Origin of the sequence: Paenibacillus hunanensis (assembly GCF_014645615.1) — a bacterium.
GTDB lineage: Bacteria > Bacillota > Bacilli > Paenibacillales > Paenibacillaceae > Saccharibacillus > Saccharibacillus hunanensis.
The window spans coordinates 1-22,191 of sequence record NZ_BMMB01000012.1 but is presented as its reverse complement, the minus strand read 5'-3'; the positions used below and the strand labels follow the sequence as shown (position 1 = coordinate 22,191).

At 45.5% G+C, this 22,191-nt stretch carries 37 protein-coding genes; all 37 read left to right on the top strand.

All coding sequences use genetic code 11. The features are described 5' to 3' along the window. Positions 1 to 113 precede the first annotated feature (113 nt). On the top strand, positions 114 to 422 hold the full coding sequence (gene rpsJ / locus IEX62_RS20850) for a 30S ribosomal protein S10 (protein WP_009226637.1): 309 nt from the start codon (positions 114 to 116) through the stop codon (positions 420 to 422). 45 nt (positions 423 to 467) lie between these two features. Then, positions 468 to 1,091 carry a 50S ribosomal protein L3 gene (gene rplC, locus IEX62_RS20845; protein WP_188777911.1) on the top strand — a complete coding sequence of 208 codons (624 nt, stop codon included), beginning with the start codon at positions 468 to 470 and terminating at the stop codon, positions 1,089 to 1,091. A gap of 25 nt (positions 1,092 to 1,116) precedes the next feature. Next, positions 1,117 to 1,740, top strand: a complete 624-nt coding sequence (rplD, locus tag IEX62_RS20840; protein ID WP_188777909.1) for a 50S ribosomal protein L4 — start codon at positions 1,117 to 1,119, stop codon at positions 1,738 to 1,740. Next, positions 1,740 to 2,033: a 50S ribosomal protein L23 gene (gene rplW, locus IEX62_RS20835; RefSeq protein WP_188777907.1), complete on the top strand. Its 294-nt coding sequence runs from the start codon at positions 1,740 to 1,742 to the stop codon at positions 2,031 to 2,033. Before rplD ends, rplW begins: the two co-directional genes overlap by 1 nt. A 13-nt stretch (positions 2,034 to 2,046) precedes the next feature. After that, the gene (rplB, locus tag IEX62_RS20830; RefSeq protein WP_188777904.1) at positions 2,047 to 2,877 is read left to right on the top strand and encodes a 50S ribosomal protein L2; all 831 of its coding nucleotides are present in this window, start codon (positions 2,047 to 2,049) and stop codon (positions 2,875 to 2,877) included. 63 nt (positions 2,878 to 2,940) lie between these two features. Further along, complete coding sequence (gene rpsS, locus IEX62_RS20825; protein WP_188777901.1) at positions 2,941 to 3,219, top strand: 30S ribosomal protein S19; 279 nt, start codon at positions 2,941 to 2,943, stop codon at positions 3,217 to 3,219. A gap of 35 nt (positions 3,220 to 3,254) precedes the next feature. Continuing rightward, positions 3,255 to 3,602: a 50S ribosomal protein L22 gene (gene rplV / locus IEX62_RS20820; RefSeq protein ID WP_188777899.1), complete on the top strand. Its 348-nt coding sequence runs from the start codon at positions 3,255 to 3,257 to the stop codon at positions 3,600 to 3,602. A 15-nt stretch (positions 3,603 to 3,617) separates the two neighbouring features. Continuing rightward, positions 3,618 to 4,283: a 30S ribosomal protein S3 gene (rpsC, locus tag IEX62_RS20815; protein WP_188777897.1), complete on the top strand. Its 666-nt coding sequence runs from the start codon at positions 3,618 to 3,620 to the stop codon at positions 4,281 to 4,283. A gap of 2 nt (positions 4,284 to 4,285) precedes the next feature. After that, positions 4,286 to 4,720, top strand: coding sequence for a 50S ribosomal protein L16 (rplP, locus tag IEX62_RS20810; RefSeq protein WP_188777895.1), 435 nt, complete (start codon positions 4,286 to 4,288; stop codon positions 4,718 to 4,720). Beyond that, positions 4,710 to 4,910, top strand: coding sequence for a 50S ribosomal protein L29 (gene rpmC, locus IEX62_RS20805; protein WP_017815370.1), 201 nt, complete (start codon positions 4,710 to 4,712; stop codon positions 4,908 to 4,910). Before rplP ends, rpmC begins: the two co-directional genes overlap by 11 nt. Positions 4,911 to 4,961: 51 nt before the next feature. Further along, positions 4,962 to 5,225 carry a 30S ribosomal protein S17 gene (rpsQ, locus tag IEX62_RS20800; RefSeq protein ID WP_188777893.1) on the top strand — a complete coding sequence of 88 codons (264 nt, stop codon included), beginning with the start codon at positions 4,962 to 4,964 and terminating at the stop codon, positions 5,223 to 5,225. 37 nt (positions 5,226 to 5,262) lie between these two features. Continuing rightward, entirely contained in the window at positions 5,263 to 5,631 is a 369-nt protein-coding gene (rplN, locus tag IEX62_RS20795; RefSeq protein WP_017815372.1) for a 50S ribosomal protein L14, read from the top strand. Positions 5,632 to 5,684: 53 nt separating this feature from the next. Then, entirely contained in the window at positions 5,685 to 6,041 is a 357-nt protein-coding gene (rplX, locus tag IEX62_RS20790; RefSeq protein WP_229685996.1) for a 50S ribosomal protein L24, read from the top strand. Positions 6,042 to 6,074: 33 nt separating this feature from the next. Next, complete coding sequence (gene rplE, locus IEX62_RS20785) at positions 6,075 to 6,617, top strand: 50S ribosomal protein L5 (protein WP_188777891.1); 543 nt, start codon at positions 6,075 to 6,077, stop codon at positions 6,615 to 6,617. 70 nt (positions 6,618 to 6,687) lie between these two features. Then, a complete protein-coding gene (locus IEX62_RS20780) occupies positions 6,688 to 6,873 on the top strand; it encodes a type Z 30S ribosomal protein S14 (protein ID WP_013312154.1) in 186 nt (61 codons plus the stop codon). Positions 6,874 to 6,905: 32 nt separating this feature from the next. Further along, on the top strand, positions 6,906 to 7,304 hold the full coding sequence (gene rpsH / locus IEX62_RS20775; protein WP_188777889.1) for a 30S ribosomal protein S8: 399 nt from the start codon (positions 6,906 to 6,908) through the stop codon (positions 7,302 to 7,304). A 31-nt stretch (positions 7,305 to 7,335) separates the two neighbouring features. Continuing rightward, positions 7,336 to 7,878 (top strand): 50S ribosomal protein L6, encoded by a 543-nt coding sequence (gene rplF / locus IEX62_RS20770; RefSeq protein WP_188777887.1) that lies wholly within the window; start codon positions 7,336 to 7,338, stop codon positions 7,876 to 7,878. Positions 7,879 to 7,959: 81 nt separating this feature from the next. Continuing rightward, positions 7,960 to 8,325: a 50S ribosomal protein L18 gene (gene rplR, locus IEX62_RS20765; protein ID WP_188777885.1), complete on the top strand. Its 366-nt coding sequence runs from the start codon at positions 7,960 to 7,962 to the stop codon at positions 8,323 to 8,325. A gap of 26 nt (positions 8,326 to 8,351) precedes the next feature. Further along, positions 8,352 to 8,849, top strand: coding sequence for a 30S ribosomal protein S5 (gene rpsE, locus IEX62_RS20760; protein ID WP_188777883.1), 498 nt, complete (start codon positions 8,352 to 8,354; stop codon positions 8,847 to 8,849). 12 nt (positions 8,850 to 8,861) lie between these two features. Further along, positions 8,862 to 9,047, top strand: a complete 186-nt coding sequence (gene rpmD / locus IEX62_RS20755) for a 50S ribosomal protein L30 (protein WP_188777881.1) — start codon at positions 8,862 to 8,864, stop codon at positions 9,045 to 9,047. A gap of 46 nt (positions 9,048 to 9,093) precedes the next feature. Further along, complete coding sequence (gene rplO / locus IEX62_RS20750) at positions 9,094 to 9,534, top strand: 50S ribosomal protein L15 (RefSeq protein WP_188777879.1); 441 nt, start codon at positions 9,094 to 9,096, stop codon at positions 9,532 to 9,534. Continuing rightward, entirely contained in the window at positions 9,534 to 10,832 is a 1,299-nt protein-coding gene (gene secY, locus IEX62_RS20745) for a preprotein translocase subunit SecY (protein WP_188777877.1), read from the top strand. The genes rplO and secY overlap by 1 nt, the downstream gene beginning before the upstream one ends. 91 nt (positions 10,833 to 10,923) lie before the next feature. Continuing rightward, the gene (locus IEX62_RS20740) at positions 10,924 to 11,568 is read left to right on the top strand and encodes an adenylate kinase (RefSeq protein ID WP_188777875.1); all 645 of its coding nucleotides are present in this window, start codon (positions 10,924 to 10,926) and stop codon (positions 11,566 to 11,568) included. Between the two features lie 5 nt (positions 11,569 to 11,573). Then, entirely contained in the window at positions 11,574 to 12,326 is a 753-nt protein-coding gene (gene map, locus IEX62_RS20735) for a type I methionyl aminopeptidase (RefSeq protein WP_188777873.1), read from the top strand. Between the two features lie 9 nt (positions 12,327 to 12,335). Continuing rightward, positions 12,336 to 12,632 carry a KOW domain-containing RNA-binding protein gene (locus IEX62_RS20730; RefSeq protein ID WP_373289174.1) on the top strand — a complete coding sequence of 99 codons (297 nt, stop codon included), beginning with the start codon at positions 12,336 to 12,338 and terminating at the stop codon, positions 12,630 to 12,632. A 13-nt stretch (positions 12,633 to 12,645) separates the two neighbouring features. Further along, positions 12,646 to 12,861, top strand: coding sequence for a translation initiation factor IF-1 (gene infA / locus IEX62_RS20725; protein WP_017815385.1), 216 nt, complete (start codon positions 12,646 to 12,648; stop codon positions 12,859 to 12,861). A 115-nt stretch (positions 12,862 to 12,976) separates the two neighbouring features. Further along, the gene (gene rpmJ / locus IEX62_RS20720; RefSeq protein WP_003333770.1) at positions 12,977 to 13,090 is read left to right on the top strand and encodes a 50S ribosomal protein L36; all 114 of its coding nucleotides are present in this window, start codon (positions 12,977 to 12,979) and stop codon (positions 13,088 to 13,090) included. A gap of 22 nt (positions 13,091 to 13,112) precedes the next feature. Further along, positions 13,113 to 13,478: a 30S ribosomal protein S13 gene (gene rpsM, locus IEX62_RS20715; RefSeq protein WP_188777868.1), complete on the top strand. Its 366-nt coding sequence runs from the start codon at positions 13,113 to 13,115 to the stop codon at positions 13,476 to 13,478. Positions 13,479 to 13,494: 16 nt separating this feature from the next. After that, positions 13,495 to 13,890, top strand: a complete 396-nt coding sequence (rpsK, locus tag IEX62_RS20710; protein ID WP_017815387.1) for a 30S ribosomal protein S11 — start codon at positions 13,495 to 13,497, stop codon at positions 13,888 to 13,890. A 133-nt stretch (positions 13,891 to 14,023) separates the two neighbouring features. After that, positions 14,024 to 14,968 (top strand): DNA-directed RNA polymerase subunit alpha, encoded by a 945-nt coding sequence (locus IEX62_RS20705; protein ID WP_188777866.1) that lies wholly within the window; start codon positions 14,024 to 14,026, stop codon positions 14,966 to 14,968. A gap of 33 nt (positions 14,969 to 15,001) precedes the next feature. Continuing rightward, positions 15,002 to 15,367, top strand: a complete 366-nt coding sequence (gene rplQ / locus IEX62_RS20700) for a 50S ribosomal protein L17 (protein WP_188777864.1) — start codon at positions 15,002 to 15,004, stop codon at positions 15,365 to 15,367. Between the two features lie 149 nt (positions 15,368 to 15,516). Beyond that, entirely contained in the window at positions 15,517 to 16,296 is a 780-nt protein-coding gene (gene truA, locus IEX62_RS20695; protein WP_188777862.1) for a tRNA pseudouridine(38-40) synthase TruA, read from the top strand. Between the two features lie 323 nt (positions 16,297 to 16,619). Next, on the top strand, positions 16,620 to 17,057 hold the full coding sequence (gene rplM, locus IEX62_RS20690) for a 50S ribosomal protein L13 (RefSeq protein ID WP_188777860.1): 438 nt from the start codon (positions 16,620 to 16,622) through the stop codon (positions 17,055 to 17,057). A gap of 19 nt (positions 17,058 to 17,076) precedes the next feature. Beyond that, positions 17,077 to 17,469: a 30S ribosomal protein S9 gene (gene rpsI / locus IEX62_RS20685; protein ID WP_017815392.1), complete on the top strand. Its 393-nt coding sequence runs from the start codon at positions 17,077 to 17,079 to the stop codon at positions 17,467 to 17,469. Positions 17,470 to 18,647: 1,178 nt separating this feature from the next. Next, the gene (locus IEX62_RS20680) at positions 18,648 to 19,340 is read left to right on the top strand and encodes a phosphoadenylyl-sulfate reductase (RefSeq protein WP_188777858.1); all 693 of its coding nucleotides are present in this window, start codon (positions 18,648 to 18,650) and stop codon (positions 19,338 to 19,340) included. 102 nt (positions 19,341 to 19,442) lie between these two features. Further along, a complete protein-coding gene (gene sat / locus IEX62_RS20675; protein WP_188777855.1) occupies positions 19,443 to 20,618 on the top strand; it encodes a sulfate adenylyltransferase in 1,176 nt (391 codons plus the stop codon). 401 nt (positions 20,619 to 21,019) lie between these two features. Next, positions 21,020 to 22,129, top strand: coding sequence for an iron-sulfur carrier protein/transcriptional regulator SalA (gene salA, locus IEX62_RS20670; RefSeq protein ID WP_188777853.1), 1,110 nt, complete (start codon positions 21,020 to 21,022; stop codon positions 22,127 to 22,129). Positions 22,130 to 22,191 lie beyond the last annotated feature (62 nt).

Here is a 22,191-nt window from a genome sequence, read left to right as displayed (position 1 = left end):
GATGATGTGAGAGGTTACTGACACACCCGGCTCCTTTGCCATGAGCGGTGCGGTCGGAAAATTTTCACGGAGTATGTCCGATAATAAATTGGGCGATAGAAGGAGGGACTAAAATGGCAAAGCAGAAAATTCGTATTCGCTTGAAAGCTTACGATCACAGAATTCTTGATCAATCCGCAGAGAAAATCGTTGAAACGGCTAAACGTTCCGGCGCAGGAGTATCCGGACCGATCCCGCTGCCAACTGAGAAGCAAGTAATCACTATTCTCCGTGCAGTGCATAAATACAAAGATTCTCGTGAACAATTCGAACAACGTACACATAAACGTTTGATCGATATTGTAAACCCAACTCCACAAACTGTGGATGCTCTGATGCGTCTGGACTTACCGTCTGGCGTAGATATCGAAATTAAATTGTAATCCACATAGATTGTGGTACTACGGAAAGTAGAAAGAGGTGTCAACATGAAAGGTATCTTAGGAAGAAAACTGGGTATGACTCAAGTCTTTACCGCGGAAGGTAACGTTATTCCTGTAACGGTTATCGAAGCTGGACCATGTGTGGTTCTGCAGAAGAAAGACCTGGAAAATGACGGATACGAAGCGGTACAAATCGGTTTTGCCGACAAGAAAGCTAATCGCGCAAACAAACCGGAAGCAGGACATGCTACTAAAGCAAACACTGTGCCTAAGCGCTACGTTCGCGAAATTCGCAATGTTGATCTCGCTAGTGTCGAGGTTGGACAGGAACTGAAAGCAGATTTGTTTGCTGAAGGTGAATTCGTTGATGTAACGGGTATTTCCAAAGGTAAAGGTTTTGCCGGCGTAATTAAACGTTGGGGTCAAAGCCGCGGACCAATGTCTCACGGTTCCCGTTACCATCGTAGACCAGGTTCCATGGGTTCCATCCAGGCTAACCGTGTACCAAAAGGTAAACGTCTGCCAGGACATATGGGTCATGATACAGTAACGATCCAACGTCTTGAAGTTATTCGCGTCGATGCTGAGCGTAACGTAATCCTCGTTAAAGGCTCCATCCCAGGCCCGAAAAACAGCTTCGTTAAAGTAAAAGAAACGGTGAAGAAATAAGTAAAAAAGAAAGGAGGAACATGAAATGCCAAAAGTAGCACTTTACAGCATTGATGGCAAACAAGTAGGCGAGATCGAATTGAGCGATTCCGTATTCGGTATCGAGCCTAATGCCAGCGTGCTCCACGATGCAGTAGTTATGCAACGCGCTTCCCTTCGTCTGGGTACTCACAAAGTTAAAGGACGTTCTGAAGTACGCGGTGGTGGACGCAAACCTTGGAAACAAAAAGGAACTGGACGTGCCCGTCAGGGTTCTATCCGCTCCCCACAATGGAAAGGCGGCGGCGTAGTATTCGGACCAACTCCGCGTAGCTATGCTTTCAAACTGCCTAAAAAAGTTCGTCGTCTGGCGATCAAATCGGCTCTGTCTTCTAAAGTAATTGCTAACGAAATCATCGTTCTGGATGCTCTGACTCTTAACACTCCAAAAACAAAAGAATTCGTAGCGATTCTGAACAACCTGAACGTAGACCGCAAAGCACTGGTAGTTGCTTCGGAATACGACAATAACGTTGCTCTGTCCGCTCGTAACATCCCAGGCGTTAAATTTGTTGCAGCTGATGGTGTGAATGTTCTCGACGTGCTCGTGCACGACAAACTGATTCTGACTAAGGATGCAGTTCAGAAGGTACAGGAGGTGTTCGCGTAATGAAGGATCCTCGTGATATCATTAAGCGTCCGGTAATTACTGAGCGCACTGCTGAGTATATGAGCGAATTGAAATATGCTTTCGAAGTAGACATTCGTTCTAACAAAACCGAAATCAAAAAGGCAATTGAAGAAATCTTCAAAGTGAAAGTGTCGAAAGTTAACACTCTTCGCATGCCTGCTAAACCAAAACGCTATGGTCGTTACAATGGTTATACTTCCGAATGGAAAAAAGCTATCGTAACTTTGACTTCTGATAGCAAACCGCTAGAGTTTTTTGAATCTGTAGAGTAAGGAGGGACAACCTGTGCCTATTAAAAAGTACAAACCGACATCGCCGGCTCGTCGTAATATGAGTGTTTCTACATTCGAAGAGATTACAACGAATCAACCGGAGAAAACGTTGCTGGCTCCACTTTTCAAAAAAGCTGGACGCAACAACCAAGGTAAAATCACTGTTCGTCACCACGGCGGCGGACACAAACGTAAATACCGTATCATCGACTTCAAACGCAACAAGGATGGAATACCAGGTCGCGTTGCTACAATCGAGTACGATCCAAACCGTACTTCCAACATCGCACTGCTGCACTATGCAGATGGTGAGAAGCGTTACATCATTGCTCCAAAAGGACTGAAAGTTGGAGATCAAGTATTCTCCGGTCCGGACTCTGATATCAAAATCGGTAACTCCCTTCCACTGGAAAATATTCCGGTTGGTACAGTTATCCACAACATCGAATTGAAACCAGGTAAAGGTGGTCAGCTCGTTCGCGCAGCTGGTACGGAAGCCCAATTGCTTGGTAAAGAAGAAAAATACGTATCTATCCGCCTGTCTTCCGGTGAAGTACGTCGCGTACTGAAAGTATGCCGCGCTACAATCGGTTCCGTAGGTAACGAAGATCACGAATTGGTTAAAATCGGTAAAGCTGGTCGTAACCGCTGGTTGGGCAAACGTCCACAAGTTCGAGGCGTAGTTATGAACCCTAACGATCACCCACACGGTGGTGGTGAAGGTAAAGCTCCTATCGGTCGTAAATCTCCAATGTCGCCATGGGGTAAACCAACTCTTGGCTACAAAACTCGTAAAAAAGGTAAAGCTTCCGATCAATACATCATTCGTCGCCGCACGAAGTAATCTTTGTGCGTGACTGATGTACCCGGTTAAAGAAGCATGAACAGTGAAGGGAGGATTTCAACGATGAGCCGTAGTCTTAAAAAAGGTCCTTTCGTGGATGGATACTTGCTGAAAAAAGTAGAAGTGCTGGATGCTGATAGCAAAAAAGCAGTGATCAAAACTTGGTCCCGTCGCTCTACAATTTTCCCACAATTCATCGGACACACATTTGCAGTCTATGATGGACGCAAGCACGTGCCTGTATACGTAACTGAGGATATGGTAGGTCACAAACTCGGTGAGTTTGCTCCAACTCGTACGTACAAAGGTCACACTGATGACGACAGAAAAACAAGACGTTAATATAGAGTGGTAACAGTAAGAGAGGAGGTCACGCAATGCAAGCGAAAGCACATGCAAAGTTTGTACGCATCGCTCCGCGCAAAGTTCAACTCGTTGTTGATCTGATCCGCGGTAAGCAAGTTGGTGAAGCGATCGCAATTCTGCGTCACACACCAAAATCTGCGTCTCCGGTAGTTGAGAAGTTGCTCAATTCCGCAATCGCAAACGCTGAGTTCATCAGCTCCGAGAAAAACGAATCCGTGGACGTGAACAGCCTGTTCATTTCTGAGGTTTACGTAAACCAAGGTCCTACTTTGAAACGTTTCCGCCCTCGTGCAATGGGACGCGCAAGTAAGATCAACAAACGTACTAGCCACATTTCTTTGGTGGTAACTGAAAAATAAAAGGAGGGAAAACGTGTGGGCCAAAAGGTAAATCCCATCGGATTGCGTGTAGGTATTATCCGTGACTGGGAATCTAAATGGTATGCTGGTAAAGATTTTGGCGATCTTCTTCTGGAAGACGTTAAGATTCGTGAATACCTGAAGAAGAAACTGAAGGAGTCCGCTGTCTCCCGTATCGAAATCGAGAGAGCGGCTAATCGTGTGAACGTAACAATCCACACCGCAAAACCAGGTATGGTTATCGGACGCGGTGGTTCCGAAGTTGAAGTTCTTCGTAACGAAGTAACTAAAATTGCGGGCGGTAAAAAAGTTCACATCAACATTTCCGAAATCAAGAACCAAGATCTGGATGCAACTCTCGTTGCTGAAAGCATTGCACAACAACTGGAACGTCGCGTTTCTTTCCGTCGTGCTCTGAAACAATCGATTCAAAGAACTATGCGCTCTGGCGCTAAAGGTATTAAAACAGCCGTTAGCGGACGTCTTGGCGGTGCTGAAATCGCCCGTTCCGAAGGTTATAGCGAAGGAACTGTTCCACTGCATACACTTCGTGCTGATATCGACTACGGTACAGCTGAAGCTCATACTACTTACGGTCGTATCGGCGTAAAAGTATGGATCTATCGTGGCGAGGTTCTTCCTACGGCTAAGAAACAAGCTGCTCAGGAAGGAGGCAACTAATCATGTTGGTACCTAAACGTGTAAAACACCGTAAACAGCATCGTCCAGGTATGAAAGGACGCGCTAAAGGCGGTACTGAACTGAACTTTGGTGAATTTGGTCTGCAGTCCCTGGAACCTGCTTGGGTAACAAACCGTCAGATCGAAGCTGCCCGTATTGCTATGACTCGTTATATCAAACGTGGTGGTAAAGTATGGATCAAAATTTTCCCGGATAAGCCAATCACTCAAAAACCTCTTGAGGTTCGTATGGGTAGCGGTAAAGGTAACGTAGAGAAATGGGTTGCCATCGTAAAACCAGGAAAAATCATGTTTGAACTTGCCGGCGTATCTGAGGAAATCGCGCGTGAAGCAATGCGTCTGGCTTCCCATAAGCTGCCTGTTAAAACTAAGTTTGTGAAACGTGAAGAATTGGGTGGTGAAGCAAATGAAGGCTAATGAATTGCGCAACCTTACCACTGCTGAAATCGAGCAAAAGATTGCTGGTTTTAAAGAGGAACTCTTTAACCTGCGCTTTCAACTTGCTACCGGTCAATTGGATAATCCTACTCGCATTAGCGCTGTCCGCAAGCAAATTGCACGTGCTAAAACAGTAGTTCGTGAAAGAGAACTCGGAATTACTTCATAATATCCAATATTTGACGGACTGTGAGCCCGTCAGCAAGGGAGGAGGCCCACTATGAGCGAACGTAATGCCCGTAAAGTGCAGGTAGGTAAAGTTGTCAGCGACAAGATGGACAAAACAATCGTTGTAGCTGTAGAAACTTACAAAAAGCATGACCTGTACCACAAACGCATTAAGTACACTAAAAAATTCAAAGCTCATGATGAAAACAACACTGCGAAAATCGGTGACACTGTTAAAATCATGGAAACTCGTCCACTGTCGAAAGACAAAAACTGGAGACTCGTGGAGATCGTAGAAGAAGCAGTCATCATTTGATGATTAACGATAAGCTGCCCGGAAGGAGGAACTAGAAATGATTCAACCATTTACACGTTTGGCTGTAGCCGATAACTCCGGCGCAAAAGAACTGATGTGTATCCGCGTATTGGGTGGTACTGGACGTCGTACAGCTGCAATCGGTGACACTATCGTATGTTCTGTAAAACAAGCAACACCAGGCGGCGTTGTCAAAAAAGGTGATGTTGTTAAAGCAGTAGTTGTTCGTACGAAGAGCTCTGTACGTCGTAAAGACGGTTCTTACATCGCATTTGACGAAAACGCAGCAGTGGTAATCAAAGACGATAAAGGCCCTCGTGGTACTCGTATCTTTGGACCAGTTGCTCGTGAACTGCGCGATCGCGATTACATGAAAATCGTTTCCCTGGCTCCAGAAGTCATCTAAACGATTCCGATATAGGGCCCTGTGCCTGAGTGAGTTATAGGAGGTGTACAGAAATGGCTAAAGTGAAAAAGGTTTTGGAATCCCACAACAACAAGCTGCACGTTAAAAAGGACGACACGGTTATCGTAATCAGCGGTAAAGACAAAGGTAAAAAAGGTCGCATCATCGCTGCTTATCCTCGTGAAAACCGCGTGCTGGTTGAAGGTGTGAACATGATTACGAAGCACCAAAAACCGTCTCAGCTGAACCCGCAAGGTGGACGCATTGAGCAAGAAGCACCTATCCACGTGTCTAACGTAATGCACGTTGATCCAAAGGACGGAAAGAAAGTAACCCGCGTTGGTTACAAAACACTGGACAACGGCAAGAAAGTTCGTGTGGCTAAGCGCTCCGGCGATACAATCGATTAATAACTACTGTTAAAGAAAGGAGGACCTTCCCCAATGGCTTCAAGAATGAAAGATATGTACCTGAACGAAATCGTTCCTGCTCTGACTACGAAGTTTCAATACAAAACGGTAATGCAAGTACCTAAAGTTGAGAAAATCGTTATCAACATGGGTGTGGGCGAAGCGGTATCGAACTCCAAAGTTTTGGATTCTGCTGTAAACGATCTTCAACTGATCGCTGGTCAAAAGCCAGTTATCACTCGCGCTAAAAAATCCATCGCTGGATTTAAGCTGCGTGAAGGTATGCCAATCGGTGTTAAAGTAACACTGCGCGGTGACCGCATGTACTACTTCCTGGACAAACTGGTTAACGTTACACTGCCTCGCGTACGTGACTTCCGCGGTGTTTCTTCCAAAGCGTTCGACGGTCGTGGTAACTACACACTGGGTCTGAAAGAACAACTGATCTTCCCAGAGATCGAGTACGATAAAGTCGATAAAGTACGTGGTATGGATATCGTTATCGTAACAACTGCGAAAACAGACGAAGAGTCCCGTGAGCTTCTGACTCAATTGGGAATGCCTTTCGTAAAATAAGATGGTCTAAGTACGGGGTTCTAATATAAGCCCCTTTTTCTCCGAAAATCTTTAGGAGGTGTCAGGCGAAGTGGCTAAAACTTCAATGAAAGTAAAACAACAGCGTACTCCGAAGTTCAAAGTGCGTGCTTACACTCGTTGCGAACGTTGTGGTCGTCCACATTCCGTTTTGCAAAAGTTTAAAATCTGCCGTATTTGCTTCCGCGAATTGGCGTATAAAGGCCAGATTCCTGGCGTGAAAAAAGCAAGCTGGTAAATCATTGATTAACAGGAAGGAGGTTCACACACATGTCTATGTCAGATCCAATTGCTGATATGCTTACACGTATTCGTAACGCCAACACAGTGCGTCACGAAACAGTAGAAGTTCCAGCTTCCAAAATGAAAAAGCAAATCGCTGATATTCTGAAGCGCGAAGGCTTCATCCGTGATGCTGAATTCGTTGAGGACAACAAACAAGGAATTATCCGTATCTTCCTGAAGTACGGTCAAAATAACGAGCGCGTAATTACTGGCCTGAAACGTATCAGTAAACCAGGACTTCGTGTTTACACAAAGAGCAACGAGGTTCCTCGCGTTCTTGGTGGACTCGGAATCGCGATCATCTCTACTTCCGGTGGAGTAGTAACTGATAAAGAGGCTCGTCAAGCAAAAAGCGGCGGCGAAGTTATTTGCTACGTTTGGTAATTGACGTCATAAAATAAGGAGGTGCAATGCAATGTCCCGTATTGGTCGTAAACCAATTGAAGTACCAAGTGGTGTAGAGGTGACTCTGAACAACACTACTCTTACGGTGAAAGGTCCGAAAGGAAGCCTGTCCCGTGAACTTCACCAAGATATGAAAGTAGTCATCGAAGGTAACGTGATCACGATTGAGCGTCCTTCTGACAACAAACTGCATCGTTCCCTGCACGGAACTACACGCAGCGTAGTAAGCAACATGGTAAGCGGAGTAACTACTGGTTTCTCCAAAGCCCTGGAACTGGTTGGTGTCGGATACCGCGCAAGCAAATCTGGCGATAAAATCGTTCTGAACGTTGGTTACTCTCACCCGGTAGAAATCACTCCAGAAGCTGGCATCGAATTCGATGTTCCTTCGAACACACGTATCGTCGTTAACGGTATCGATAAAGAGCGCGTAGGTGCTTATGCTGCGAAAATCCGTTCCGTTCGTGAACCAGAGCCGTATAAAGGTAAAGGTATCAAGTACGAAGGCGAACGCATTCTGCGTAAAGAAGGTAAAGCTGGTAAGAAGAAGTAAGCTAGGGGATAATTTTGAATTACCCCAAGCTGCTTAGCTTGAAGCTAGCTCATGTATAATGAAAGGAGTGAAAGATAAGTCATGATTACTAAAGCGGATAAAAACAAAGCTCGTCTGAAAAGACACCTGCGTGTTCGTAAGAACATCACTGGTACAGCTGCACGTCCACGTCTGAACGTGTTCCGTTCTTCCAAACACATTTATGCTCAATTGATCGATGACGTGGCTGGCGTAACTCTCGTTTCTGCTTCCACTCTGGATAAAGAGATCGGCGAAATCAAAAACGGCGGTAGCGTAGAAGCAGCTGCTCAAGTTGGCGAACTGATCGCAAAACGTGCGAAAGACAAAGGACACGAGGTTGTAGTATTCGATCGCGGTGGCTATTTGTATCACGGACGGATTAAAGCCCTGGCAGATGCAGCTCGTGAAGCGGGTCTTCAATTCTAATCTATTGCAAAAAGGAGGTAAACGACTTGCGTATTGATCCAAATACTTTGGAACTGACTGAAAGAGTAGTTCACATCAACCGTGTTGCTAAAGTAGTAAAGGGCGGACGTCGCTTTAGCTTTAGCGCATTGGTAGTAGTAGGCGATGGTAAAGGCTGGGTTGGTGCTGGTTTGGGTAAAGCTGGCGAGGTACCTGACGCGATCCGTAAAGGTATCGAAGATGCTAAGAAAAACCTGATCCACGTTCCACTCGTAGGAACAACAATTCCTCACCTGGTAAACGGTAAATTCGGCGCAGGCCGCGTTATGCTGAAACCAGCATCGGAAGGTACTGGCGTTATCGCTGGTGGTCCAGTTCGTGCTGTTCTGGAACTCGCTGGCGTAGGCGACATCTTGACAAAATCCCTGGGTTCTTCGAATTCCATGAACATGGTTAATGCTACACTGGAAGGCTTGTCTCGCCTGAAACGTGCTGAAGACGTAGCTAAACTGCGTGGAAAAACAATCGAAGAGCTGCTCGGTTAAGGAGGGAATCACATGGCTAAATTGGAAATTACCCTCGTCCGTAGCGTGATCGGCCGTCCAGAAACACAACGTGTTACTGTGAAAACTTTGGGTCTGCGTAAGCTGAACCATTCGGTCATTCAAGAAGACAATGCTGCAATCCGCGGCATGGTTAACCAAGTAAAACACTTGGTATCTGTAAAAGAAATTCAAGGCTAATTGATCGAAAGATTAGCCTATTATCAATAAGGAGGTGCAACGAACGATGAAATTGCATGAGCTTTCTCCAGCTCCTGGTTCCCGCAAAGAACGCAAACGCGTAGGTCGTGGTACTAGTAGCGGTACAGGTAAAACATCGGGTCGTGGTCACAAAGGACAAAACTCCCGCTCTGGCGGTGGCGTTCGTCCAGGATTTGAAGGCGGTCAAAACCCATTGTATCGTCGTTTGCCAAAACGTGGATTTGTTAACCCTACCCGTAAAGAGTACGCTCTGGTAAATGTAGCTGAACTGAACAGTCTGGCTGCTGACACAGAAGTAACTCCGGAGTTCTTGATGGAACAAGGTATGGTCAAAAACGCGAAGAGCGGCATTAAGATCCTCGGTAACGGTGATCTGACTGTAAAACTGACTGTAAAAGCGAATAAGTTCTCTCAATCTGCGGTAGAGAAGATCGAGGCTGCCGGCGGTAAAACCGAGGTGATCTAATGTTCAAGACCCTGAAGAATATATGGCGGGTGGAAGACCTTAGAAATCGGATACTTTTTACTTTGCTGGTGCTGATTGTCTACCGTATCGGTTCGTTCGTACCAGTACCTGGAGTAAACACGGAAGTTTTCACTGCTGTAAATAACCAGGGGCAAGAATTGTTCGGTCTTCTAAACACTTTCTCCGGTGGTGCATTGTCTCGTTTCTCGATCTTTGCCCTCGGAATTATGCCGTATATCACCGCATCCATCATCGTACAGTTACTGTCGATGGATGTTATTCCGAAATTTGCGGAATGGGCTAAACAAGGGGAACACGGTAAAAAGAAACTGGCGCAGGTCACCCGTTATGGTACAATCATTTTGGGTCTGATCCAGGCTTTTGGTACGTCTATCGGTTTTAACCGTTTATACAATACAGAGATGATTCCAGGCGCTACGTTCTGGAGTTACGCTCTTATTGCTATCGTATTGACTGCCGGTACATCTTTCCTGATGTGGCTAGGTGAGCAAATCACCGAAAAAGGAATTGGTAACGGGATTTCGATTATTATCTTTGCAGGTATCGTTGCGGCAATCCCGCAGCACATCCGCGATATGATTCAATCAGATTTCCTAGCTCAGGGCCAGACGTTCATGAACGTGATCAAGCTGGTTGTTGTTGTTCTCGTCGTAATTTTGATTGTAGTCGGTGTTATCTTTATCCAACAGGGTATTCGTAAAATTCCGGTACAATATGCAAAACGCGTAGTAGGCAACAAAATGTATGGCGGTCAGAATACACATATCCCGCTGAAGATCAATTCAGCTGGTGTTATCCCTGTAATCTTCGCTGTATCCCTGCTTCAATTTCCTATCATTATTGCAAGCTTCTGGTCCACACACGGTTGGGCAAAATGGATTACCGCAAATCTGTGGTATGACAAACCGCTGGGTATGGTCTTGTATGTAGTAATGATTATCGGATTTACGTTTTTCTATACATTTGTACAAATGAACCCTACGCAAATGGCAGATAATATGAAGAAGAACGGTGGTTACATTCCGGGTGTTCGTCCAGGCAAGCCAACGGCAACGTATCTGACGAAAGTTATGACACGTTTGACGATGACAGGCTCTCTGTTCCTGGCCATCATTTCGGTACTACCGGTATTCCTCGGGGCTATTTCCGGTTTGCCAAAATCGGTTCAAATCGGGGGTACATCGCTTCTCATCGTAATCGGTGTTGCACTGGATACGATGAAAACGATCGAAAGCCAACTTATCAAACGCCATTACAAAGGTTTTATCAATAAATAGACGGCAGGTTCCGGTGAATGGTTAATTCCGTTCTAACCGGCACCTTTCCGTGCTGTTCTTGCAATAGTCGTTTTGGGGGGAGTGAAGTAGCGTGAACATCATATTCATGGGACCTCCGGGAGCTGGTAAAGGAACTCAAGCTGCTGTTATCGTTAAGGAGCTTGGTATCCCTCACATCTCGACAGGCGATGCATTTCGTCTGGCGATCAAGCAGGAGACACCTATTGGTGTAAAGGCGAAGTCCTACATCGATCAAGGTCTGCTTGTACCGGATGACGTAACCAACGGAATTGTGGAAGAGCGACTCGCTCAACCTGATTGTGAGAAAGGTTTTTTGCTTGACGGTTATCCAAGAACGCTGGCTCAGGCTGAAGCGCTCGACAACATGCTGGCAGCAATGGACCGTAAGCTGGACCACGTAATCAATCTGAAGGTAGACCGCGATAAGCTGCTCGTTCGCATTACCGGACGACGCATTTGCAGAACATGCGGCGCTACGTATCACATTGTTTTCAATCCACCAAAACAAGAGGGCATTTGCGATCTTGATGGTGGTGAGCTCTACCAGAGACCTGATGATAACGAAGAAAGCGTAGCGACTCGTCTTGACGAGTACGGCAACAAAACTGCCCCGCTGCTGACTTACTACGGTGATCAAGGCCTGCTGAGAGACATTGATGGCGAACAGGGCATTGACAAAGTATCCTCTGATATTGTGTCACTGCTTCGGGGTTAAGTCGAATGATCATTTGCAAATCCGAAACAGAACTTGGCTTTATGAGAGAAGCAGGGCGAATTGTTGCTGAAACTCATGCTCTGATCAAGCAATACATCGAGCCAGGGATTACAACGGAAGAGCTTGATGTCATTGCGGATCGTTACATTCGCAGCCAGAATGCCTTGCCGTCATTCAAAGGATACAATGGTTTTCCTGCCAGTATTTGTGCTTCGGTGAACGAAGAACTCGTTCATGGATTCCCAAGCAAACGCAAACTGCAAGAGGGCGACATCGTGACTTTCGATATTGGAGCCCAATATCAGGGATATCACGGTGATTCGGCGTGGACATATCCGGTCGGCACCATTTCCGACGAAGCGAAGCGCCTTCTGGACGTTACGGAGGGAGCTTTATTTGCGGGTCTGGAGCTAGTGAAGCCGGATGTGCGTCTGTTTACTATATCGCATGCAATACAGCGTTTTATCGAGAATGCCGGCATGTCTGTCGTACGCGAGTACGTAGGTCACGGCATTGGAACCAAGCTGCACGAAGATCCAAAGATTCCGAATTACGGAATTGCGGATCGGGGACCACGCCTCAAGCCAGGCATGGTGCTTGCAATTGAACCGATGGTGAACGCTGGCGGACGGCATGTTAAAACGTTGGAAGACAAATGGACAGTAGTTACGGTAGACGGCTCACTGTGTGCCCATTTTGAACATACGGTTGCGGTAACACCGGACGGTATGGAGATTTTCACAACACTGAATGCGTAGGTGATTTTGTTGAAAGCAGGAACATCCCCGCAGGTTGGTCAAATTGTGAAGGTTTCAAAAGGCAAGGGAGCTGGCCAGCCTGCTGTAATCATTGCAATACCGGATGAGAAATTTGTTTATATCGCCGATGGCAACAAACGCAAGTTTGATCAGCCGAAGAAGAAGAATGTTCTTCATCTGGAGCTGACAGCGGTGATCAGCAGCGAAGTTGTAAACAGTTTGCAAGAAAGCGGACGGGTCACAAATGGAAAGCTGCGTCATGCAGTAGCCAAGTTTGTCGAATCTGCCGAAAACAATACGGTCTAAGGAGGAACTCATTGTGGCTAAAGAAGATGTTATTGAGGTAGAAGGCGTGGTTCTTGAACCATTGCCGAATGCAACGTTCAAGGTTGAGCTGGAGAATGGTCACCAAATTCTCGCTCATGTTTCCGGTAAGCTGCGGATGCACTTCATTCGTATTCTGACTGGAGATAAGGTGGTTGTTCAACTTTCACCTTATGATTTGACAAAAGGTCGTATAACTTATCGTAAATAAAACACAAATGCAAAAAAGTATGCTATAATAGATACTTATGTGGACTAATTTGTGCTGCAGATAAAATGCTGACGAAATAAGTTTTACAACCGTAAAGCTTAAGGAGGTAATTAACATGAAGGTAAGACCTTCTGTAAAGCCCATCTGCGAAAAATGCAAAGTCATTCGCCGCAAAGGGAATGTAATGGTTATTTGTGAAAACCCGAAACACAAACAAAAGCAAGGTTAATTAATCGAGGAGGTGTAGCGTAATGGCACGTATATCTGGTGTGGATTTACCACGTGATAAGCGCGTTGAGATCGCCTTGACATATATTTTCGGAATCGGTAAAACGACTTCTCAGAAAATTCTGAGTGAAACAGGTATTGACCTGAACACTCGTGTCCGCGATCTGACTGAAGATGAAGTAGGAAAACTGCGTGAAGCAATTGAAGGTAAAAAAGTAGAAGGTGATCTTCGTCGTGAGATCTCTTTGAACATTAAACGTCTGATCGAAATCGGATGCTACCGTGGTGTTCGTCACCGTCGTGGTCTACCGGTTCGTGGTCAACGTACCAAAACAAATGCTCGTACACGTAAAGGTCCTCGTCGCACAGTAGCGAACAAGAAGAAGTAAGGGAGGTTAATGATCAATGGCTAAAGCGAAAAAAGTCGTACGTACTAAACGTCGCGACCGTAAAAATATCGAATCTGGCGTGGCTCACATTCGTTCCACGTTTAACAATACAATCGTTACGATTACGGATCCTCACGGCAACGCTATTTCCTGGGCAAGCTCCGGCGGTCTTGGATTCAGAGGTTCCCGTAAATCCACTCCTTTCGCAGCACAGCTTGCAGCAGAAACTGCAGCTAAAGCAGCTATGGAGCACGGCATGAAAGCCGTTGAAGTTATGGTTAAAGGTCCTGGCGCAGGCCGTGAAGCAGCGATTCGTTCCCTGCAAGCAGCTGGTCTGGAAGTTAACCTGATTAAGGATGTAACTCCGATCCCGCATAACGGATGCCGTCCACCAAAACGTCGTCGCGTATAATCGAGGCATGTCTCTACAAATGTAGTCAAACTCCGGTGCAGGCGTACCGCTTGCCTGGGATTGCTGCATGTCTATTGTATAAAGTTTTAGCGACAGTTTCATCGAAGCGACGTTTTGAAGGAGGGATATTGCAGTGATAGAAATCGAAAAGCCGAAAATTGAGACCGTAGATGTAAATGATGAAGGAACCTATGGCAAGTTCATCGTAGAACCTCTCGAACGTGGTTACGGCACAACACTTGGCAATTCACTTCGTCGGATTTTGTTGTCCTCCCTTCCGGGTGCGGCAGTAACATCTGTACAGATCGATGGTGTATTGCACGAGTTCTCAACGGTTCAAGGCGTAATGGAAGACGTTACCGAGATCATTTTGAACCTCAAGGCCCTCTCGCTGAAAATCCACTCCGATGAAGAAAAAGTGTTGGAGATTGACGCGGAAGGAGAAGGCGTGGTCACTGCTGGCGATATCCGTGCAGATAGTGATGTGGAAATCCTTAACCCGGATCTTCATATTGCCACCCTTGCTCCAGGTTCCAGACTCCACATGCGTATTTTTGCAAACCGTGGTCGCGGTTATGTATCGGCAGACAAGAACAAACGTGCGGATCAGCCAATTGGCGTGATTCCAATCGATTCGATCTATACTCCGATTTCCCGTGTTAACTATGGCATCGAGAATACTCGTGTTGGTCAAGTTACGAACTATGACAAGCTGACGATCGAAATCTGGACAGATGGTAGCATCCGTCCTGAAGAAGCCGTTAGCCTGGGCGCCAAAATTTTGACCGAGCACCTGATGCTGTTCGTTGGTCTGACTGACGAAGCAAAAGATGCAGAAATTATGGTTGAAAAAGAGGAAGATAAGAAAGAGAAAGTGCTTGAGATGACGATCGAAGAACTCGATCTCTCCGTACGTTCTTACAACTGCTTGAAACGTGCCGGCATCAACACGGTGCAGGAACTGACTACTAAATCCGAAGACGACATGATGAAGGTCCGTAACCTGGGACGCAAATCTCTTGAAGAAGTTCAAGAGAAGTTACAGGAACTTGGTCTTGGTCTGCGTCAGGAAGAATAGTCATCTAATCATTGATGAAGGAGGGAATACAAAATGGCATACCAAAAATTGGGTCGTAACTCCAGCGCTCGTAAAGCTCTGTTCCGCGATCTGGTAACTGACCTGTTCTTATATGAGCGTATTCAAACGACTGAAGCAAAAGCGAAAGAACTTCGTTCTATCGCAGAAAAGCTGATCACTCTGTCCAAACGTGGAGATCTGCATGCTCGTCGTCAGGTAGCTTCTTTCGTTCGCCGCGAGACTCTCGATGGCAACCAGGATGCAATCCAAAAATTGTTCTCTGAACTGGCACCTCGTTATGCAGAGCGTCCAGGTGGATACACTCGTATCCTGAAACTGGGACCTCGTCGTGGTGACGCAGCTCCTATGGTTTATCTGGAACTGGTAGACCGCGCGTAACATGCAGATAAAGAAGGGTGGACAGGGTCTTGTGATTCTGGCAAAGCCCTTTTTTTCTCTGTCTGGGTAAGGTTGTGTTTAACAACATGAAGGAGGGGGCTCCATCTGGAGCTCCCTCACTTTGTATGTGGATATAAAGGTGATAACCCATGCGTAATCTATGTATGACCGTCAATTATGACGGAACCCGGTATAACGGCTTTCAGACGCAGCCTGACGGAAATACCGTGCAGGATCATCTGGAAAAAGCGATCGCCTCTATGATTGGAGAACGTCCCAAAATTCATGGCTCCGGACGTACAGATGCTGGTGTGCATGCTGTAGGGCAAGTGTTCAACTTTTGTACGGAGTCACCGATTCCGGTAGATCGTTGGCCACTGGCGCTGAATGGTCGTTTACCACGTGATATTATTGTCACCGGTGCCTATGAAGTTCCACTTGAATTTCATTCACGTCGTTCAGCTAAACGTAAAACGTATCGGTATACGATCAATGCGAATCAGTATCCAGATGTGTTTTTGCGTCATATGCAGCTGCATCATCCAGGTAAACTGAACATCGAAGCAATGAATGTGGCGTTTCAGCATTTTGTAGGCACGTATGACTTTACCAGCTTTGCGTCTCGTTATTCGCAAAAGCAAAGTCATGTGCGTACAGTGCTGGAAACCAGGCTGGAGATCGATCTGTCGCAAACCAGGCAGAATACAAGGGACCAGGGCATTCTTCACTTTTACATCACAGGCAATGGTTTTTTGCAGCATATGGTGCGGATCATTATGGGAACGCTCATTCAGGTTGGGGAAGGCAAATATACACCGGATGATATTCCAGGTATGATTGCTGCCTGTGATCGGAGTGCAGCTGGGCCTACAGCGGTCAGCAAAGCGTTAACGATGTGGGGCGTGCATTATGATGAATTGGAATTTTAGGCTTATCGTATTGAGAAACCTTTCAATAAAAAAGTCTGAAAAAACCATAAATAATGCTTGATTAACGTTGAACCATCCTGTAAAATAAAAGTTGTGTTTTCTTGATGGCTCTCCCACAGCCCCCAATCAAGATAACCATTAAAAGGCTTTATCCATTGACTAACAACAATGTAACATCGTGTATAAACAACACAACCAATTAAAGAACGATCATATATACAGATGCAGCTTATGCACTGTGAACATTACATTTATTGAATATCTTCTTGAGCGTCAGAGCACGAGAACAACAGATGTTCAAAAAGACTAAGGAGGAACTTCTCATGCGTACAACTTATATCGCGAAGCCAAGTGAAGTAGAACGCCAGTGGTATATTATTGATGCTGAAGGCAAAACGCTGGGCCGTCTGGCAAGCGAAGTTGCAGCACTGATCCGTGGTAAACACAAACCATCTTTCACACCTCATGTGGACGGCGGCGATTTCGTAATCGTAATCAACTCCGAAAAAATCCGCTTGACTGGTAAAAAAATGCAAGACAAGAAATACTATCGTCACTCCATGCACCCAGGTGGTCTGAAAGTGACTACTGCTCAACAGATGATCGACAGTAAACCTGAGCGTGTAATCGAAGCTGCTGTTCACGGCATGCTGCCAAAAACTCGTCAAGGTAATGCAATGAAGTTGCGCCTGAAAGCTTATGCTGGCGTAGAACATCCACATGCAGCACAAAAACCAGAAGTTTACGAACTTCGCGGATAATTAAAAGGAGGACAGTTTCATGGCACAAGTACAATACTATGGGACAGGTCGTCGTAAACATTCGGTAGCACGTGTTCGCCTTGTACCGGGTGAAGGACGCATTGTCATTAACAAACGCGACATCAATGAATATTTCGGTTTGGAAACACTCAAGCTGATCGTTAAGCAACCACTGAACCTGACTGAAACTCTGGGTAGCTACGATGTAATCGTACTGGCTCACGGTGGCGGTATCTCTGGTCAAGCTGGCGCAATTCGTCACGGTATCTCCCGTGCTCTGCTGAAAGCAGATCCTGAACTGCGCGGTTCCCTGAAAAAAGCAGGATTCCTGACTCGTGACCCACGTATGAAAGAGCGTAAAAAATACGGTCTTAAAGCGGCTCGTCGCGCACCTCAGTTCTCCAAACGTTAATATTCCTTGTATATTACAAGGTGTACCGAAACCTCTGGCCTTTTCAGGTCAGGGGTTTTGTTTTGCTTGTGAACATTGGCTAAGCATGATTCGTTACCAGCTGGATACTCGCTACATTTCGTTATAAGTGAACATACATATGAACCCCACCTCATAAGTATCACTTCGTTATATCCTCATTCATACCCAATATAAACTATAGCTATGCAGCTTATATTGGAACATATACGATATACTCATCCACGATGCAGCATCACCAGAATACCGATCATTCAATCCCATACGAGTTGTAAAATATCTAGGATGTAAAAGTCCATAGCTACAATCCTATTGATTCCTTGCTGCATACTGCTTTACTGCCATACGCTTCATTTCATCAACATGGATCCGTATGCTGGCGCTAGCTCTATGACAGGGTAAGCCAGTCCGTATTGTATGCGTCTGAGCTGGATTTACTATCCTGCATAGCAAGCAATACTATCGTATGAAATATTGCTTGAATCTAATTAAAGCCAGATTACTTATCCCCAATCTTCGCTTAACAAAAGCATATAAAGCTTCTCATCCACAGCTAAAATTCATTTTTAATCCCCAATAGAGTCAATATTCAACAACAACCTGGGTATAAAGGGGATAACTTTGTGAGTATGTGAATGAATCCTGAAAAAATCATGATTATTTCAAAAGTTATCAACAGCTATCTGTAAACTGCTCATAGAAATCAACATAAGCTTGTAAATCAAGCTGGTGATGGGTATAAGAAGCTATTTCCACTTATAAATAACAATTGATATCAAAAATATTGAATTTCCTCTTGTATTGCAGATCAACGACTTTTATAATATACATATAATTCTTAGTGTTTTAGTTGGTTTTAATGTTTTTAAACACTATAAAGTCGATCAAGCGATGGAGACAATCACTGTATTCCATAACAAGCTCACAACAAGTGGATCATCAGCAAGTGAATGACTGGTTTAGAAGGTAATAAACATGACAATCGTAAGGCGGTCATCCTGTAAGCTAATCTATGCAGTTATTGTATATATCCAGCTATAGGCTGCAAACAGGCAGGTCCAACATCGTGCTGAATTGCAGATATGACTACTTTCTTTTTATTTACCTACTTAAAACCAGTTTGGAAAAAAGAATCTAAATTCTATGATGGGGGAAATCACATGAATCTGTTGGAAAAAGAAGAGCTGGCTAGAGTAAAGGCAGAAGAGCTGGAGCACGCATCAGCAGAGCAGGTCATTCGTTGGGCGGTAGATAATTTTGAAAGCTTGACCTTTGCATGCAGCTTTGGCGCGGAGGATGTTGTCATTGTAGATATGTTGCAAACGATCAGTCCATCGACTGATATCTTTTACCTCGATACTGATTTTCATTTTAAAGAAACGTACGAGACACGGGATCGCATGGTTGAACGTTATGGAATGAACTTTGTGCGTGTAGCTCCGAAGCTGACACCGGAAGAACAAGCTGCTGCTCATGGAGAGTCACTATGGACCGTAGACCCGAACGCTTGCTGCAATATTCGTAAAGTGGAGCCGCTGACGCGTATTCTTTCCCAATATGATGCATGGATTACAGGTATTCGTCGTGATCAAGCGCCTACACGTGCGAATGCGAAAAAGGTAGAATATGATACGAAGTTTGGTCTGATGAAGTTTAATCCGATTGCAGATTGGACATCCGAAGACGTTTGGAACTATATTCGAGATAACGATATTATCTATAACCCGCTGCATGATCGTAATTACCCGAGTATCGGCTGCGAGTATTGCACACGTCAGGTCATGCCAGGTGAAGATCCACGAGCAGGACGCTGGGCAGGGAATGATAAGACAGAATGCGGATTGCATAAATAAGATAGCGCACATAATCATCAATATAAATGTCCTCGCATATACAAATACCCTATATGCAGGCGATCCAGCGTCAACTATATCGAAAATAAGGGAGAGACTTCAATGACGTCCATAGCACCGCACGGAGGCAAGCTAGTTCAACGTATTGTAGAAGGCGAAGCACGTACTCAATTACTGGAGCAAGCCAAAGGATGGAAGCAGATTCCGATCAATAGCTGGACAGTTTCTGATCTTGATCTGATTGGTGTCGGTGCTTTTTCTCCATTAGAAGGCTTTCTAGAAGAAGCGGATTATCAGTCGGTAGTGGAGCGTATGCGTTTAGCGAATGGTACGGTCTGGAGTATTCCGATCACGCTGGCGCTACAAGAACAGCTAGCCGCTACGCTGCAAACAGGAGAACAGGTAGCGCTCGTTGGCGAAGAAGATGGTGTGATCTATGGCGTGCTGGAAGTACGCAGTATCTACACAGTAGATCAGCAGCGTGAAGCGGTGAATGTATTCAAAACCGATGATCCTGAGCATCCAGGTGTGCAGAAGCTGCTAGCTCGTCCAACGACTTATGTAGGTGGTCCGATTCAAGTTTTAAACCGTCCGGTTCCTGCGAAGTTCGGCGAGTTTTATTTTGATCCTTCAGAGACACGTCGTTTATTCGCAGAAAAGGGCTGGAAAACCGTAGTTGGCTTCCAAACGCGTAATCCAGTTCACCGCGCACATGAATATATCCAGAAAAGCGCAATGGAGATTGTAGACGCTCTTTTCCTAAATCCATTGGTAGGTGAGACGAAATCAGATGACGTACCAGCTGATGTGCGGATGCGCAGCTATCTTGTACTGCTGGAAAACTACTATCCAAAAGATCGTACATTCCTCGGTGTGTTCCCAGCGGCTATGCGTTATGCCGGCCCTAGAGAGGCTATCTTCCATGCGATAGTGCGTAAAAACTATGGCTGCACCCATTTTATCGTAGGACGAGATCATGCTGGTGTCGGCGATTATTATGGTACGTATGAAGCGCAGGAGATTTTCTCTAACTTTACGCCAGAGGAGCTAGATATTACACCACTCTTTTTTGAGCATAGCTTCTTCTGCACCAAGTGCGGTAATATGGCATCCAGTAAAACATGCCCACATTCCAAAGAACAGCACCTTACGCTGTCCGGTACCAAGGTTCGTGCGCTGCTGCGTGATGGTCAATGTCCACCACCGGAGTTTACACGTCCAGAGGTAGCGGAAGTGTTGATTGAAGGTATGGCGGAGCATGTAGCGAGCCGAGCATAGTTAAACTACTCGTGATCTGAAAGTATTAATTGCAAAAGTATAATGTAACGTCATACGGAATAGTAGATTCAATAATAATGGATTCCATAACGTAGCTCTATTTTCTGGAGCGCGTCGATAGTTAGCCCTTGTCATATACACGATGTAAAACAGGAATGAGCCGAAAGGCAGCTTCCAGTAGCGCATAGTGTTATATCGTACAAGGGCTTTTTGTTTGAAGCCAAAATGTATGTGTACTTTGTACAATGTGTTTATTACGTTTATATAGTACATATGAAGTGCGAGCATGATCGATTTATAGTTCATTGCCTACGGAACCGTATACAATGCTATAATGGCAATATTATGGGTTGGCGATGAAAGAGGATCCATGAAATTCATCATAACAAGGAGTGCGCATCATGTTATCAAGAGACTATGTATTGGAGCTATTAAGCAAGGTAAAAGATCCACAATATGAATTCCCACTCCTGGAGATGCAATTTATTCGTGATGTCATGGTCAAAGATACGCGTATTTCTTTGACTGTGGTATGTATAGAGCTGGGACAGGAATATAAAGAAGCGGTAGAGCAGTCTGTACGCGCTGCCTTCAAAATCGTGGAGCCGATCGATCTGCATATTCGTTTCAGAGAGCCTTCTGAGCGTGAGATGGCAACGGTAAGACAACTATTATCTCCAGATGAGCAAAGAGAGCCTACAGCCGAAGAGATCGAGCAGAAGGGGCATGCTGCCGGGCTGGAGAACCTGTCGATTATTCATCCTGAGTCAGGTGTACGCTTTATCGCGGTTGCAAGTGGTAAAGGTGGTGTAGGTAAATCTACCGTTACCGTCAATCTGGCAACTTCGCTAGCTCGCCTTGGTAAACGAGTTGGCATTATTGATGCGGACATTTATGGCTTTAGCGTACCGGATATGATGGGAATTGAAGAATACCCTGAAGTGGAAGAAGGTCGCATTCAGCCAGTCGAGCGCTTTGGCGTTAAAGTCATGTCGATGGGCTTCTTTATTCGTGAAAATAATCCGGTCATTTGGCGTGGGCCGATGCTAGGGCGGATGCTGCGTCAATTTTTCGCAGATGTAGAGTGGGGCGAACTGGACTATATGCTGCTTGACCTACCTCCAGGTACGGGCGATGTTGCGCTTGATGTGCATCAGATGCTGCCGCAAAGTAAAGAAGTTCTGGTCACTACTCCGCATGCGACAGCATCGTTCGTGGCAGCTCGTGCCGGTGCAATGGCTATTCAGACTAATCACGATATTCTCGGTGTAGTTGAAAATATGGCGTACTATCAAACGCGAGACGGACAAAAAGACTATGTGTTTGGCCGTGGTGGCGGCGGTATGCTGGCGGAAAATCTACATACCGAGCTGCTAGCACAAATTCCACTCGGTGCCCCGGATAATCTAGCAACCGATCCTGATTTCTCACCTTCCGTATATGCCGAAGACACAGAAATCGGACAAATGTATCTGGAGCTTGCGCAGCGAGTACTGGAAAAATACAATTAATCAGCATGGAGCATGGAGCATGGAGCATGGAGCATGGAGCATGGAGCATGGAGCATGGAGCA